The organism is Actinomadura graeca (assembly GCF_019175365.1).
Classification (GTDB): Bacteria; Actinomycetota; Actinomycetes; order Streptosporangiales; family Streptosporangiaceae; genus Spirillospora; species Spirillospora graeca.
Genome location: NZ_CP059572.1, coordinates 2,002,523 through 2,017,703 on the forward strand (window position 1 = coordinate 2,002,523; position 15,181 = coordinate 2,017,703).

Genomic DNA, 15,181 nt, shown 5'->3' on the forward strand with positions numbered 1-15,181 from the left:
CGAAAATTCACCGGCTGTGAACGTCGCCTGTGGAACCCCGCTTGGTACGGTGCATCACCTGCGGAAGGACGGCGCGGGAGCCCCGTCCGCGGCACCCTTGATTCACCGGCGGTTCACCGGTGGTTCACATGGAACGCGCCGGACGGGTGGGACGCGTCAGCGGAGCGCGGCGGCCGGGTCGAAGCCGAAGGGCAGCTCCAGGCGGTGCGCCTCCAGGAGTTCCGCGTCCGTCAGGAGGTCGCGGGTGGGGGCGTCGGCGGCGATCACGCCGCCGGACAGGATCACCGACCGCGGGCACAGCTCCGCCGCGTACGGCAGGTCGTGGGTGACCATCAGGACGGTCACGTCCAGGCCGAGCAGGATCTGCGCCAGCTCGCGGCGGCTGGCCGGGTCCAGGTTGGAGGACGGCTCGTCCAGCACGAGGATCTCCGGCTCCATCGCCAGGACCGTGGCGACCGCGACGCGGCGGCGCTGGCCGAAGCTGAGGTGCTGCGGCGGGCGGTCCGCGACGTCCAGCATCCCGACCCGGCCCAGCGCGTCCCGGACGCGGCGCTCCAGTTCGGCGCCGCGCAGGCCGAGGTTGGCGGGGCCGAACGCGACGTCCTCGCGCACGGTCGGCATGAAGAGCTGGTCGTCGGGGTCCTGGAAGACGATGCCGACGCGGCGGCGGATCTCCCGGAGCGTCGCGCGGTCCTTCGGGTCGACGGTGAGCCCGCCGACCCGCACCTCGCCGAGCCCGCCGTGCAGGATGCCGTTCAGGTGCAGGACGAGCGTGGTCTTGCCGGCGCCGTTCGGGCCGAGCAGGGCGACGCGCTCGCCGCGCCCGATCGTCACGTCCACGCCGTAGAGCGCCTGCGTCCCGTCGGGGTAGGCGTAGGCGAGGCCCCTGACCTCAAGCGAGGGGGCTCCGGACGCTGCGTCGGCGGACGGCGGTGTCATGGTCCCATCCAAGCGGCCAGGGTCACCAGGGCGGCGGCCAGGGGCAGGGCGGAGGCGGCCGTCCACTGCGCGGCGGTCGCGCCCACGTCGTGCGTGACGGGCATCCGGCCGTCGTAGCCGCGGCTCACCATGGCCAGGTAGACGCGCTCGCCCCGCTCGTAGGAACGCAGGAACAGCGCGCCGACCGACTTGGCGAGGACCCGCGTGGCGCGCAGGTCGCGCGCCTCGAAGCCGCGGGACGCCCGCGCGACCCTCATCCGCCCCACCTCGGCGGCGACGACGTCGCCGTAGCGGAGCATGAACGTGGCGATCTGCGTGATCAGCTGGGGCATCCGCAGCCGCTCGATGCCGAGCAGCAGCAGGCGCGGCTCGGTCGTCGCGGCGAGCAGGATGGACGCGACGACCCCGAGGGTGCCCTTGGCCAGGATGTTCCAGGCGCCCCACAGCCCGCTCTCGCTCAGCCGCAGCCCGAGCACGGTGATCCGCTCGCCGTCCGCGACGAACGGCATCAGGAACGCGAACGCGACGAACGGCACCTCGATGACGACCCGCCGCGCGACCGTCCCGAACGGCACGCGGGCCGCCGCCGCGACGGCCGCGAGCAGCAGCGCGTACGCCCCGAACGCCCAGAGCGCCTCGCGCGGCGTCGCCACGACGAGCAGGACGAACGCCAGGACGGCGACCAGCTTGCACTGGGGCGGCAGCCGGTGCACCGGCGACGCGCCCGGGACGTAGAGGCGGTGCGCGTGGCCGGCGCCCACTAGGAGTCGTTCCGTGAGGGCTCGGCCGGGGTCCCGGATCGCCCGGCGGGCGCGCCGTCACGGCGCCGGACGGCCCAGAAGAGGCCGCCGCCCACGAGCAGCACCGCGCCGACGCCGATCACGCCGGCGAGGCCGCCGGACAGCCGTGCGTCGTCCACGCCCTTGACGCCGTAGTCGCCGAGCGGGGAGTCCTTGAGCGAGTGGTCCTTCTCCTTGGCGCTGATGCCCTTGTCCTCGGCGACCTTCTCCAGGCCGTCGGGGCTGGCGCTGGCGTAGTAGCTGACGATCCCCGCCAGGATCAGCGAGACGAGCAGGAATCCGGCGAAGAAGCGCTTGGTGGTCATCTGGAGTCTCCTCACACCCGGTCTCAGGCCCGCGACGGCTCGGCGGGCCCGCCGGCCGTCCCCGCCCCGGCGGTGCGCAGTCCGAGCGGCTTCATCAGGCCGCGCGCGCCGTACACCAGGTCCGGGCGGACGGCGAGCACGCTGGACACGGTCACGGCGGTGATCAGCGCCTCGCCGATGCCGATCAGGACATGGACGCCGATCATCGCGGCGGCGACCTTGCCCACGGAGACGTCCGTGGTGCCGCCGGCGGCGTAGATGAGCGTGAACACGACGGCCGAGGCCGGGACCGACACCACCGCGGCGGCGAAGGACGCCCCGGCCACCGAGGCGCGCGTCCTGGGCAGCACCCGCAGCAGCAGCCGGAACAGCCCGTACCCGACGACGACCGTGACGAGCGCCATGGTGGTGATGTTGACGCCGAGCGCGGTAAGGCCGCCGTCCGCGAACAGCAGCCCCTGCATTAGCAGCACGACCGAGACGCACAGCACGCCCGTGTACGGGCCGACCAGGATCGCCGCGAGCGTCCCGCCGAGCAGATGCCCGCTCGTGCCCGAGGCCACCGGGAAGTTGAGCATCTGCGCGGCGAACACGAACGCCGCGGTGAGCCCGGCGAGGGGGGCGGTGCGGTCGTCCAGCTCGCGCCGGGCGCCGCGCAGGGCCACCGCCACTCCGGTCACCGCGACCGCCCCGGCCGCGATGGAGACCGGAGCATCGATGAATCCGTCCGGTACGTGCACGTGCCTCACCGTCCTACCTGTAACTGGCTGTAGAACCAGTTTGACGGCGTCTACGTGGCAGTTGCAATACTTTCGCAATTGCTGGTGCGCCGCATCACAGGCCGCGGCCGGTGCCGGACGGCGCGGACGGTCAGTCGAAGATCGGATCGCGGGTGCGGGTCCGCTTCAGCTCGAAGAAGCCGTCGGTGGAGGCGACCGCGACGACGCCGTCGAACAGCTTCACGGCCGCCTCGCCGCGCGGGATCGGCGACACGACGGGACCGAAGAAGGCGCTGCCCTCCACCTCGATCACCGGGGTGCCCACCTCCTGGCCCACCCGGTCGATGCCGTCCTTGTGCGAGGCCCGGAGCGCCTCGTCGAACTCGGTGGAGTCGGCGGCCGACGCCAGCGCGGCGTCCAGTCCCGCCGCGGTCAGGGCCTCCCGGTACAGCTCGGGGCCGAACTCCCGCTTGTCATGGTGGTGACGCGTGCCGAGCTCGGTGTAGAGGCGGCCCAGCACCTCCGGCCCGTATTTCTGCTCGGCGGCGATCGCGACCCGCACGGGTCCCCACCCTTCGGCGAGCAGCCTGCGGTATTTCTCGGAGACGTCCTTGTCCTCGTTGAGGACGGACAGGCTCATCACATGCCAGCGCACCTCGATCGGCCGCAGCCTCTCGACCTCCAGGATCCAGCGTGAGGTCATCCATGCCCACGGGCACAGGGGATCGAACCAGAAGTCCACGGGGGTGGGGGCGTCCTTCGTCAACGTCGGCCTCCTCAGGGCGAACAGGGGTTCCAGGGGCGACAACCCGGCTCCGGCGGCGCTGATTCCCGCCCGCGGCGCATCCGAAGGCCGTGGCGCCGGGACCGGACCGCCGACCGGTTGGTAGATATGGGGACACCAAACAGATAAGCCGACCAAGGAGTTCATGTGGCAGGCAACCTCACGCGCGACGAGGCGCGGGAACGGGCCCGGCTGCTCACCGTGCAGTCGTACGCCGTCGAGCTGGACCTCACGGCGGGTGAGGACCGGTTCGGCTCCACCACGGTGGTCAGGTTCGGCAGTGCCGAGACGGGCGCGTCGACCTTCGTCGACCTGCACGGCGCCCTCGTGCGGCAGGTGACGCTGAACGGCCAAGACCTGGACCCGGCGTCCTACGACGCGGAGAAGGGCCGGATCCCCCTCCCGGGCCTGGCCGCGGAGAACGAGCTCCGCGTGGTCGCCGACTGCGCCTACTCCCGCTCGGGCGAGGGCCTGCACCGGTTCGTCGACCCCGTGGACGACAGCGTGTACCTGTACACGCAGTTCGAGACGGCCGACGCGCACCGCATGTTCACCTGCTTCGACCAGCCCGACCTCAAGGCCGCTTTCGAGCTGGAGGTGCGCGCGCCCGAGGACTGGCAGGTCGTCACCAACGAGGCCCCGGAGTCCTCCGGTGGCGGGACGTGGCGCTTCCTGCCGACCCCGCAGATCTCGACCTACATCACCGCGCTGGTGGCAGGCCCTTACCACGTGGTGAGGGACGAGTACCGCCGCGAGGACGGCACCGTGATCCCGCTCGGCGTGTTCTGCCGGGCCTCCCTCGCCGAGCACCTCGACGCCGACGCGATCGTGGACGTGACCCGCCAGGGCTTCGCCTACTTCGAGAAGGTCTTCGGGCGCCCGTACCCGTTCGGCAAGTACGACCAGCTCTTCGTCCCGGAGTTCAACGCGGGCGCCATGGAGAACGCGGGCTGCGTCACCTTCCTGGAGGACTACGTCTTCCGGTCGCGGGTCACCGACGCCGCCTACGAGCGGCGCGCCGAGACGATCCTGCACGAGATGGCGCACATGTGGTTCGGCGACCTCGTCACCATGCGCTGGTGGGACGACCTGTGGCTGAACGAGTCGTTCGCCACGTACATGAGCGTCCTGTGCCAGGCCGAGGCCACCAAGTGGACCGGGTCCTGGACGACCTTCGCGAACCTGATGAAGGCGTGGGCGTACCGGCAGGACCAGCTCCCCTCCACCCACCCGATCTCCGCCGACATCCCCGACATCCGCGCGGTGGAGGTCAACTTCGACGGGATCACCTACGCCAAGGGCGCGAGCGTGCTGAAGCAGCTCGTCGCCTACGTCGGCCGCGACAACTTCCTGGAGGGCGTGCGGCACTACTTCGACCGGCACGCGTGGGGCAACACCGTCCTGACGGACCTGCTGGGCGCGCTGGAGGAGACGTCCGGGCGCGACCTGGCGTCGTGGTCGAAGGAGTGGCTGGAGACGGCGGGGGTCAACACGCTCCGCCCGGAGTACGAGGTCGACGCCGACGGCGGCTTCTCCGCGTTCGCCGTGGTGCAGGAGGCCAAGGCCGACTACCCGACGCTCCGCTCCCACCGGGTCGCCATCGGCCTGTACGACAGGACGGCCGAGGGCATCGTCCGCCGCGAGCGGGTCGAGCTGGACGTCGTCGGCGCCCGCACCGAGGTCCCGGAGCTGGCCGGGCAGCGGCGGCCCGACCTCGTCCTGGTCAACGACGACGACCTCACCTACGCCAAGATCCGGCTGGACGCCCGCTCGCTGGAGACCCTGGTCGAGGGCATCGGCGACATCAGGGACGGCCTTCCCCGCGCCCTGTGCTGGTCGGCGGCGTGGGACATGACCCGCGACGCCGAGATGGCGACCCGCGACTACATCCGGCTCGTCGTCCAGGGCATCCGCGGCGTCACCGACATCTCGGTCACGCAGACGCTGCTGCGGCAGGCGCGCACCGCCGTCCAGCAGTTCGCGGACCCGGCGTGGCGCCGGGAGGGCCTCGGCCTGATGGCCGGCGCGCTCGCCGCGCTGGCCCGGGAGGCCGAGGCGGGCTCGGACTTCCAGCTCGCCTACGTCCAGGCGTTCGCCGCGTCCGCCGTCGGCGAGGAGCACCTGGCGTTCGTCCGGGGCCTGCTGGACGGCTCGGACACCCTCGACGGCCTCAAGGTCGACACCGACCTGCGCTGGGCGCTGCTGCGCCGCCTGGTCGTCACCGGGAAGGCCGGCGAGGCGGAGATCGACGCCGAGCACGAGCGCGACCGCACCGCGGCGGGCGAGCGGCACGCCGCCGCCTGCAAGGCCGCCATCCCCACCGCCGCCGCGAAGGCCGCCGCGTGGGAGCGGATCGTCTCCGGCGACCTGCCCAACGCCGTCTTCCGGGCGACGCTCGGCGGGTTCGTCGAGCCCGACCAGGCCGACCTCCTGGTCCCCTACGTCGACGCCTACTTCGCCGAGGTCGGCAGGATCTGGAAGGAGTGGAGCAGCGACATGTCCCAGACGTTCGCCGAGGTCGCCTACCCCTTCCTGGTGATCGAGCAGTCCACCGTCGACCGGACCGAGTCCTACATCGCCGAGCAGCGGCCGCCCGCGGCGCTGGTCCGGCTCCTGTCGGAGGGCCGGGACGGCGTGGCCCGCGCCCTGCGCGCCCGCGCCAAGGACCGCACGGCCGGGTGACCCGCCCATCCCCGTGGCCATGTGACCGCTTCCGGCACGGCAGCGGATGGATCGCATGGTCACGGGATGGAAGGGTGGGAGCGTGGAGACGGCGCGGGACGTTCTGACGGCACTGGCACGGCGGTACGCCTTCGGGGACCTGGAGGCGCTGATCACCCAGGGGACGCCCGGGGCCGGGGCCCGGTCCACCGCCGTGGCGGCGCTGTGCGCGTTCGGCCAGCGGGTGCTGGACCTGGACGCGGAGGACTTCGGCATGCCCGAGGCCGTCGGGGACGTCCCGCGGGACCTGCTCGACCGGGCCCGTGCCAGCCGGATGCCGCAGGCGGCGCGGGAGCGGCCGCGCGGCGCCCTCGCGAGCCTGCGCCCCGCCTACTCCCTGCTGCTGGAGGTCATCGCGATCCGCTGGTACCGCCGCGACATGGCGGCGCTCGTCGCCGCCGTCCACATCGCGAGCGAGTACCTGCCGCTGCTGGCGTGGGAGCCCGTCCTCGGCCACGCGGGCGACCCCGCGCTGATCGGCCCGTCCGTGAACGGCGAGGGCAGCCGCTTCGGCGTCCCGATCGAGCCCGGCGCGGCGCGGAACTGCGACCACACCCGCCCGGAACGTTCCGCCTGCGAGCGGACGCTGCGGGTGTCCAAGGAGCCGGGGCCCGGCTGGCGCGCCTACCTCGACCGGCAGCACAGCCAGGTCGCGTCGGCGCTCGGCGACTGCGCGGCCCGCTGCCGCACGCCCTGCACCGTCATGACCCGCCTGGACGGCCCCGTCCGCACGCGCCTGACCGAGCGCTGCAAGCTGGCGGCCGACTTCACCGACAGCGCCCTGGTGAAGCTCCGGCACGCCGCGCCGGTGGGCCATGGCTTCGGCGTCCCCTCCCCCGAGGAGGTCCAGACGGCGTGGACGCGCGCGCGGAAGTCCCTGGTGCACCAGCCCTTGGGGCACACCGCCCTGGACGGCACGGACGACGATCCCTATCCGCTGGCGGGCCTGCCGTCGCTGTTCTCGACGATCGCCGATGCCCGGCTGACCCCCGACACCCTCCTCCGCGACGTCACCGAGCGCATCACGGCGACGCTGGGCTGATCGGAAGGCCCCGCACGGCCTCCCGGACCCGCGGATTCGCCGGCAGGTCCTCCAGCAGGACGGGCCTGCCGGAGGCGTCCGCCAGGGGAACACGCCAGTTCGGGTACTCGTCGACCGTCCCGGGCTGGTTCTGGGTCCGGCGCTCCCCGACGGCGTCGGCGAGGGACACGCCGATGAGGCGCGCGGGCGTGCGGCCGAGGAAGGCGTGCAGGGCCGCCACCACCTGCTCGTCCCATGCGGTGGAGCCTTCGTCCAGCGCCCGCGCGACCTCCTCCGGCTCGGCGGCGAGCAGGCCCTCGTCGTGCAGGAGGGCGAGCCAGCCGAGGAGCCCGCGCCGATGCTCCTCCAGTTCCTCGCCCGGCGCGCGGGTGAGGAGGCCGAGACGGTCGCGGAGCGCGATGTGGTCGCCGTGCAGGACGCCTCTGATCGGCGGCATGTCATGGGTGCCGACCGTCGCCAGGGACATCCTCCTCCACCGGCCGGCGGGCTTCGGGGCCCCTGTCTCGTCTCGCTCGAACCACAGCAGGGACGTGCCGAGGATCCCCCGGTCGGCCAGGTCGTCGCGGACCTCGGGCTCCACGGTGCCGAGGTCCTCGCCCACCACGACCGCGCCCGCCCGCGCCGCCTCCCAGACCAGGCAGCCGAGCAGCGCCTCCCGGTCGTAGCGGACGTAGGTGCCGTCGGCCGGTGAGCCGCCCTCCGGGACCCACCACAGCCGCGACACCTGCATCGCGTGGTCCAGGCGCAGCCCGCCGCCGTGCCGGAGCGCGGTGGCCAGCATCTCCCGGAACGGGACGTAGGCGGCCTCCGCGAGGCGGTGCGGGTGCCACGGCGGCTGGCCCCAGTCCTGGCCGCGCTGGTTGAACTCGTCCGGCGGCGCCCCGACGCTCATGCCGGGCGCCATCAGGTCGCGGTACATCCACGAGTCCGCGCTGCCGTGGGCCACGCCGACCGCCACGTCGTGGACGATCCCGACCGGCATCCCCGCCTCCCTGGCCGCCCGCTGGGCGTCGCCGAGCTGGCCGTCCAGGCGCCACTGCGACCAGGCGTGGAAGTCGACGCGGGCGGCGAGCCGGCGCGCCGCGTCCGCCACGGCCCGGCTCCCGGACTCGCGCAGCGGGACCGGCCAGCGCCGCCAGTCGGCCCCGTGCTCCTCGGCGAGCGCGCACCACGTCGCGAACAGGGTGAGGGCCCGTCCCTCCCGGGCGCGGAACGCGTCGTAGCGCCGCCGGGCCTCCTCGTCGCGCGGGAGGCGGTACAGCAGTTCGAGCGCCTCCAGCTTCGCCGTCCAGACCGCGTCGCGGTCGATCGGGCCGGAGGCGGCGCGGAGCGGGGCGGCCAGGGCGGCGAGACGCTCCTGGTCGGCGGGTGGCAGCGCCGCGTACTCGGGGAGGTCCTCCACGCGCAGGTAGATCGGCGCGGCGAAGCGGCGGCTCATCGGCGAGTAGGGCGACGACCCCACCGGCGGGACGGGCTCGGACGCGTGCAGCGGGTTGATCAGGGTGAACCCGGCGCCCGGCTCCGCGGCGCTCCACGCGGCGAGGTCCGCGAGATCGCGCAGGTCGCCCATCCCCCAGGACGCCCCGGAGCGCACCGAGTAGAGCTGCGCCGTGAACCCCCACATCCGCGGCGGCGGCTCCAGCGCCCTCGGGGTGACCAGCAGCGGCGCGGTCTCCCGCCGGTCGCCCCGCCGGGCGTGCAGCCGGTGCCAGCCCAGCGGAAGGCCGTCCTCGGCGAACGGGACCACGTCGCCGGAGTCCAGTTCCACGCTCAGCTCGGGCGGCCCGTCCGGCAGGGCGTCCGCGAACCGCGCCGGGACGCCCTGCCGCAGGACGGCGACGGGCGGCAGCAGCGGCCGGGGCGGGGGCGGCGACGAGGCGTCCACTCCGAGGGCCTCCAGGACGGCGGCCAGGGTCTCCCGCGGTACAGCGACCTCACGGCCCCGCCAGTCGGCGTACCGCGTCGCGACCCCGTGCCGCCCGGCGAGTGTGATCAGTTCGTCGTCGGACACGCTTGCAGGCATGCCCCTTCACGGAAGGGTCAAAAGGGGTCAGGCGTCCCAGATGGCGGGCTTTCGGCCGAGCCACGGGCGGGCCTCCTCCAGCTGCGCCGCCAGGGAGATCAGCGTCCCCTCCCCGCCGAGCCGCCCCGCCAGCATGATCCCGATCGGCAGCCCTTCGCCGCCTCCCCCGGGCGACGGCGCCCCGGACTCCCCGGAACCGCCTTCGCTCCAGTACAGAGGCACGTTCACAGCGGGCTGGCCGGAGACGTTGTAGGCGGCGCAGAACGGCGTGAAGTCCTTCTGGCGCTGGAAGTTCTCCGCGGGCTCCCGGTCGTGGAAGTACCCGACCGGCACCGGCGGCTGGGCCAGCGTGGGATGCAGGATCGCGTCGAACTCGTCCATGACGGGGAACGCCGTGCGCAGCGCGGCCTGGAGCGCCGCCTGCGCCTGGAACAGCCGCGTCGCGCTCGTGGCCCGCCCGCGCTCGCGGAGCCAGCGGGTGAGCGGCTGGAGGAGGTGCTCCTTGTCGTCCGGAACCGGCGTCATCGTGGCCATCACCCCCCACAGCAGCTCGAAGTGCGGGACGAGGTCGGAGCCGAGCACCGGCGGCAGCTCCACGACCTCGTGCCCGAGCTCCTCCAGCAGCGCGGACGCGGCGTCGTAGGCGGCCACGCAGTCGGGATGGACGACGGTGCCGGGCACGGCGGGCTCGCGGCTCCGGGCGATGCGCAGGCGTCCCGGCGCGCGGTCCGCGCAGGAGAGGAACGTCCCCTCGACGGGCGGCGCCGCGTAGACGTCCCCGGGCATCGGGACCGCCATCACGTCCAGCAGGAGCGCGGCGTCCCGGACCGTCCGCGCGATGGGGCCGTTCGTGGACAGCCCGAAGAGGTCGGGGATGATCGGCCCCTGCGAGACGCGGCCGCGGGTGGGCTTGATCCCGACGAGCCCGCACACGCTGCTCGGGATCCGGATCGACCCGCCGCCGTCGCTGCCCTGCGCGGCCGGCGCGAGCCCGGCGGCCACCGCGGCGGCGGCGCCGCCGCTGGAGCCGCCCGCCGACCGGGTGAGGTCCCATGGCGTCCGGGCGGGGGGTGCGACGGCACTCTCGGTGTAACAGGGCAGACCGAATTCGGGGGCCGACGTCTTACCCAGAAGGACAGAACCCGCTTGCCTCAGCAGTGAGACGACGTTGTCGTCCAGGAAACCGGTCATATCGGCAAAAACATCCGACCCGTAAGTCGCCCGCACCCCGCTGACCATGTTCAGGTCCTTGATCGGCACCGGCACGCCGTGCAGGGGCGGCAGAGCGGCCGGGTCCGGGGCGGCCGACACGGCCTTCTCGGCCTGCCGCGCCTGCTCCCTGGCGATCTCGGCGGTCACGGTGACATAGGCGCCGACCTGCGGGTCCAGGCGCTCGATGCGGTCGAGGTAGTGGTCGGTGAGCTCGACCGGCGACAGCTCGCCGGAGCGGACGGCCTCGGCCATCCGCGTGACGCTGAGGTCATGGATATGGGTCACAAGGCCGAACGGTAGACGCCGGGCGGACTGGCATCAAAGATGGCAGGACCGGGTATCGCTCCGGAAGAGAAGATAAGTACCATCGTACCCGTCGGCGCCGTCAGTGAATCACCCCTCGGTGGCGACAAAAGTATTAACCCGGCATTACTAGTAGGCCACCGTAGCAATGATTACTCTGCGCTCGGAGGATCATGCCCCCGATGTGGAAGGAATACGGAGCGTCACTCATGGCGATCATGGATCGGGGCAACACGCAAGAGGCCCGAGGTCAGCCCCAGGGCCAGTCGGAGGAGTCGCGTGAGCACCCCCACGAGGCCCCGGTGAAGGAGACGACCGAGGAGCGGGCGCCGGGGGCCCTGCTCGGCGACGCCCAGATCCGCCGCTGGATGTGGCGCGTCGGCGCGGCCGTCGCGGCCGGCATCGTGGTCTCCCTCGTGTTCGGGATCCGCGGCGGTCTCACCGCGCTCGTCCTGGTGATCATCGGCGACACCGTCCGCACCTCGCGCAAGGACTCCAGCGTCCCCGCCTGGCAGAAGTCCTCGGCCGCCGAACGGCGCACCGAGAAGCAGCTGAAGTCCCTCCAGCGCAACGGGTACCTCGTGCTCCACGCACGCGCCGTGCCCCGCGACGACGAGGGCGTCAGCGACGGGCGGATCGACCACCTGGTGATCGGGCCGAGCGGCGTCTACGCCATCGACTCCGAGAAGTGGGACAAGCGGCTGCCGGTGCGCACCATGTCCCACCTCAAGCTGTTCCACGGCCCCTTCAACAAGAAGGACCGCCTGGACGAGGCCCGCTGGGAGGCCGAGCAGGCCAGCCGCATCATCGGCGGGCAGGTCGGCTTCGACGTGCCCGTGCAGCCGTCGGTGGCGATCTACGGCCCGTCCATCCCGTGGAAGGTCATGCGGGTCCGGGACGTGGACGTCTACGCCGGCAACCGGGCGCGCGCGTACCTGCGGCGCCGGCCGAAGATCCTCACCGACACCGACGTCGACCGGATCTTCGAGGCGGCCGAGAAGGCCCTGCCGCCGAAGTACACCGACTGAGCGGCCGACCGGGCGGCCCGCCTTTCCCCGGGCCGCCCCGACAAGGCTCGACGGCGAGCCCCGAACGACCGGACGCATCCTCCGGATGACCGGTACGGAGGGGCACCTCGCCCGCACGCGCGGCCGGGGTGCCGCTTCCGCCTCTCCGCGCCGCCCGCACGTGCGACGATCGCCCACCGGGAGCAAGGCCCGGCGTTGTGTAGCATCGAAGGAACACGGGCCGGTGCGCGCGATCTCCGCTGAGCCGGCCGGCAGCGCCGCGATCCGCCGCTGCGGACACCACGTCCGCCCCGCACCGCCCGAACGGCACCGGTGCGGCCGGGCTCCCGGCGCCACGGCACGTCACACGTTGGAGAGGTCAGAAGATGCCCGCCCTCAGGTCACGCACGGTCACGCACGGCAGGAACATGGCGGGCGCCCGCGCGCTCATGCGGGCCAGCGGCGTCGAACGCGAGGACTTCGGCAAGCCGATCGTGGCGGTGGCCAACAGCTTCACCCAGTTCGTCCCCGGCCACGTCCACCTGGACCAGGTCGGCAAGGTCGTCGCGGGCGCCGTCCGCGAGGCCGGCGGCGTCCCCCGCGAGTTCAACACGATCGCGGTGGACGACGGCATCGCCATGGGCCACGACGGCATGCTCTACTCGCTGCCCTCCCGCGAGGTGATCGCCGACGCCATCGAGTACATGGTCAACGCCCACTGCGCCGACGCCCTGGTCTGCGTGTCCAACTGCGACAAGATCACGCCCGGGATGATGCTGGCCGCGCTGCGCCTCAACATCCCCACCGTGTTCGTCTCCGGCGGCCCGATGGAGGCCGGCAAGCCCGTCGAGGGCGTCATGGGCGGCAACAAGCTCGACCTGATCGACCCGATCATCGCCTCCGCCGACGGCTCCGTCGCCGACGACAAGCTCCTGGAGATGGAGGAGAGCGCCTGCCCCACCTGCGGGTCCTGCTCGGGCATGTTCACCGCCAACTCCATGAACTGCCTCACCGAGGCGATCGGGCTGGCCCTGCCGGGCAACGGCACCGTCCTCGCCACCCACACCGCCCGCCGCCGCCTCTACGAGGACGCCGGCCGCACCGTCGTCGAGATCGCCCGCCGCTACTACGACGGCGACGACGCCTCCGTCCTGCCGCTGAGCATCGCCACCCGCGAGGCGTTCGAGAACGCCATGGTCCTGGACGTGGCCATGGGCGGCTCCACCAACACGATCCTGCACCTCCTCGCCGCCGCCTACGAGGGCGGCGTCGACTTCGGGCTCGCCGACATCGACGCGCTGTCCCGCCGCGTCCCCTGCATCTGCAAGCTGGCCCCCGCCACCGGCAAATACCACGTCGAGGACTGCCACCGCGCCGGCGGCATCCCCGCCCTGCTCGGCGAGCTGCACCGCGCCGGCCTGCTGAACGCCGCCGCCCACTCGATCCACTCCGCGTCCCTGGAGGAGTTCGTCGCCAAGTGGGACGTCCGCTCCCCCGACGTCCTCCCCGAGGCCGTCGACCTGTTCCACGCGGCACCGGGCGGCGTCCGCAGCACCTCGGCGTTCAGCCAGAGCGCCCGCTGGGAGGAGCTCGACCTCGACCGCGCCGGGGGCTGCATCCGCGACGCCGAGCACGCCTACACCGCCGACGGCGGCCTCGCCGTCCTGCGCGGCAACATCGCCCCCGACGGCGCGATCGTCAAGACCGCGGGCGTGGACGAGGACCTGTGGACCTTCACCGGCCCCGCCGTCGTCTTCGAGAGCCAGGACCAGGCCGTCGAGGGCATCCTCGGCGGCAAGGTCAAGGCCGGCGACGTCGTCGTGATCCGCTACGAGGGCCCGAAGGGCGGCCCCGGCATGCAGGAGATGCTCTACCCGACGAGCTTCCTCAAGGGCCGCGGCCTCGGCAAGGACTGCGCGCTGATCACCGACGGCCGCTTCTCCGGCGGCACGTCCGGCCTGTCCATCGGGCACGCCTCCCCCGAGGCCGCGGGCGGCGGCGTCATCGCCCTCGTCGAGGACGGCGACCGCATCGTCATCGACATCCCGCACCGCACGCTGGAGCTGGACGTCCCGGCCGACGAGCTGGAGATCCGCCGCGAGAAGCTCCTCGCCGACCTCGGCGGCTACCGCCCGCGCGACCGTCACCGCCCGGTCAGCGCCGCCCTGCGCGCCTACGCCGCCATGGCGACCTCCGCCTCCACCGGCGCCGCCCGCGACGTCACCCAGCTGGACCGCCCCTGACCCGGGCGTCACCGCGCCTCCCGACCCCCAGGGAGGGGCGCCGCTGCTCATCGTTGTGCGGGTCGTGCCGCCGTTCGATGCGCTCTGAGAGGGCTTAGGAGCAGCAGCCTCCTCCGCAGCAGCCTCCTCCGCCGGACGACGGCGGGGGCTTCGGGGCGCCGGCGGAGCCGGTGACGGCGACCGTGGACAGCAGCTTCACCGTGTCGTCGTGGCCGTCCGGGCAGGGCGCCGGGTCCGAGGAGTTGATCATCGGGCGGGAGACCTCGAACGTCGACCCGCAGGCGCGGCAGCGGTAGTCATAGCGTGGCACGCCCCCAGGATACGGGGTGGGGGCGCGGCGGACGAGAGCGCGCGGCGACGCCGGGCGTGCGCGGCGGCCTTCAGGCCGCGGGTTCCGTCACGTAAGCGGCCCACTGGGGGTCGCCGTCGTGGACGAGGCCGATCAGGCGCCAATGGGCACCCCGGGGGACGCCGGGGGTGATGCTGAGCGTCCAGCCCAGCTCTTCGAGGAGACGGTCGGCCTTGCGGTGGTTGCACGTCATGCAGGACGCGACGCAGTTCTCCCAGATGTGCTTGCCGCCGCGGCTGCGCGGGTGGACGTGGTCGATCGTCTCGGCGCGGCGGCCGCAGTAGACACAGCGGAAGTTGTCACGCCGCATCAGGGCCGCGCGGGTCAGCGGGACGCGGGTGCGGAACGGGATCCGGACGTAGCGCCGCAGCCGGATCACCGACGGGACGTCGATCGCCATGGTGGCCGAGTGGAGCACCGCGCCGGAGGTGTCGTGGTGGACGATCTCCGCCTTCTCCCGGAGCACGAGGCAGACCGCCCGCCGGAGCGGGAGGGTCGTGAGTGGTTCGTATGTCGCGTTCAGGAGGAGGACCTGCCGCATCAGACGCCCTCCACCGGGCGTCCGCGACGCCGCTCGCCGCGACGCGGTCCTTCTCCGCATGGTCGTCCGTTGGCCTCGGCGGACGCGGCTGGGCGCGCCTCCCACCGAGGCCCGATTATTGTCTCCGGCACCTGCGCACTCGCCATGAGGTCCTCCTCAGGGGCGAACCGACCCGGAATCAGTGTGGCGTCTG

The 15,181-nt window shown here is 73.1% G+C and carries 13 protein-coding genes; 4 read left to right on the forward strand and 9 right to left on the reverse strand.

From position 1 onward, the window contains the following. Positions 1–156: 156 nt before the first annotated feature. The 5 genes from AGRA3207_RS09190 to AGRA3207_RS09210 form a co-directional block, all read right to left on the reverse strand. Positions 157–939 (reverse strand): energy-coupling factor ABC transporter ATP-binding protein, encoded by a 783-nt coding sequence (locus tag AGRA3207_RS09190; protein ID WP_231334140.1) that lies wholly within the window; start codon positions 937–939, stop codon positions 157–159. Continuing rightward, a complete protein-coding gene (gene cbiQ, locus AGRA3207_RS09195) occupies positions 936–1,700 on the reverse strand; it encodes a cobalt ECF transporter T component CbiQ (RefSeq protein ID WP_231334141.1) in 765 nt (254 codons plus the stop codon). The genes AGRA3207_RS09190 and cbiQ overlap by 4 nt, the downstream gene beginning before the upstream one ends. Continuing rightward, entirely contained in the window at positions 1,700–2,044 is a 345-nt protein-coding gene (locus AGRA3207_RS09200) for a PDGLE domain-containing protein (protein ID WP_231334142.1), read from the reverse strand. The genes cbiQ and AGRA3207_RS09200 overlap by 1 nt, the downstream gene beginning before the upstream one ends. A gap of 23 nt (positions 2,045–2,067) precedes the next feature. Then, positions 2,068–2,784 (reverse strand): energy-coupling factor ABC transporter permease, encoded by a 717-nt coding sequence (locus tag AGRA3207_RS09205; protein WP_231334143.1) that lies wholly within the window; start codon positions 2,782–2,784, stop codon positions 2,068–2,070. A gap of 130 nt (positions 2,785–2,914) precedes the next feature. Then, positions 2,915–3,466, reverse strand: a complete 552-nt coding sequence (locus AGRA3207_RS09210) for a mycothiol-dependent nitroreductase Rv2466c family protein (protein WP_231336269.1) — start codon at positions 3,464–3,466, stop codon at positions 2,915–2,917. A 228-nt stretch (positions 3,467–3,694) separates the two neighbouring features. Between AGRA3207_RS09210 and pepN the strand changes: the two genes are divergently transcribed. After that, positions 3,695–6,229 carry an aminopeptidase N gene (gene pepN, locus AGRA3207_RS09215; protein ID WP_231334144.1) on the forward strand — a complete coding sequence of 845 codons (2,535 nt, stop codon included), beginning with the start codon at positions 3,695–3,697 and terminating at the stop codon, positions 6,227–6,229. 82 nt (positions 6,230–6,311) lie between these two features. After that, positions 6,312–7,310, forward strand: a complete 999-nt coding sequence (locus AGRA3207_RS09220; protein WP_231334145.1) for a hypothetical protein — start codon at positions 6,312–6,314, stop codon at positions 7,308–7,310. Here AGRA3207_RS09220 and malQ read toward each other — a convergent pair. Continuing rightward, positions 7,291–9,321 carry a 4-alpha-glucanotransferase gene (gene malQ, locus AGRA3207_RS09225; RefSeq protein WP_231334146.1) on the reverse strand — a complete coding sequence of 677 codons (2,031 nt, stop codon included), beginning with the start codon at positions 9,319–9,321 and terminating at the stop codon, positions 7,291–7,293. The two genes, AGRA3207_RS09220 and malQ, sit on opposite strands and share 20 nt — an antisense overlap. A gap of 39 nt (positions 9,322–9,360) precedes the next feature. Further along, entirely contained in the window at positions 9,361–10,830 is a 1,470-nt protein-coding gene (locus tag AGRA3207_RS09230) for an amidase (RefSeq protein ID WP_231334147.1), read from the reverse strand. A 227-nt stretch (positions 10,831–11,057) separates the two neighbouring features. On the opposite strand from AGRA3207_RS09230, the gene AGRA3207_RS09235 reads away from it, so the two are divergent. Then, on the forward strand, positions 11,058–11,876 hold the full coding sequence (locus AGRA3207_RS09235) for a nuclease-related domain-containing protein (protein WP_231334148.1): 819 nt from the start codon (positions 11,058–11,060) through the stop codon (positions 11,874–11,876). Between the two features lie 365 nt (positions 11,877–12,241). Continuing rightward, positions 12,242–14,098: a dihydroxy-acid dehydratase gene (gene ilvD, locus AGRA3207_RS09240; protein WP_231334149.1), complete on the forward strand. Its 1,857-nt coding sequence runs from the start codon at positions 12,242–12,244 to the stop codon at positions 14,096–14,098. A 94-nt stretch (positions 14,099–14,192) separates the two neighbouring features. Here ilvD and AGRA3207_RS09245 read toward each other — a convergent pair whose 3' ends face one another. After that, positions 14,193–14,408 (reverse strand): FmdB family zinc ribbon protein, encoded by a 216-nt coding sequence (locus AGRA3207_RS09245; RefSeq protein WP_231334150.1) that lies wholly within the window; start codon positions 14,406–14,408, stop codon positions 14,193–14,195. Positions 14,409–14,478: 70 nt separating this feature from the next. Next, positions 14,479–14,988, reverse strand: coding sequence for an HNH endonuclease (locus AGRA3207_RS09250; protein WP_231334151.1), 510 nt, complete (start codon positions 14,986–14,988; stop codon positions 14,479–14,481). Positions 14,989–15,181 lie beyond the last annotated feature (193 nt).

Coding starts and splice junctions, on each gene's coding strand:
- AGRA3207_RS09235 (WP_231334148.1), top strand. CDS start 11,058: ATGGCGATCATGGATCGGGGCAACACGCAAGAGGCCCGAGGTCAGCCC.
- AGRA3207_RS09210 (WP_231336269.1), bottom strand. CDS start 3,466: ATGACCTCACGCTGGATCCTGGAGGTCGAGAGGCTGCGGCCGATCGAG.
- AGRA3207_RS09200 (WP_231334142.1), bottom strand. CDS start 2,044: ATGACCACCAAGCGCTTCTTCGCCGGATTCCTGCTCGTCTCGCTGATC.
- AGRA3207_RS09250 (WP_231334151.1), bottom strand. CDS start 14,988: ATGCGGCAGGTCCTCCTCCTGAACGCGACATACGAACCACTCACGACC.
- AGRA3207_RS09190 (WP_231334140.1), bottom strand. CDS start 939: ATGACACCGCCGTCCGCCGACGCAGCGTCCGGAGCCCCCTCGCTTGAG.
- ilvD (WP_231334149.1), top strand. CDS start 12,242: ATGCCCGCCCTCAGGTCACGCACGGTCACGCACGGCAGGAACATGGCG.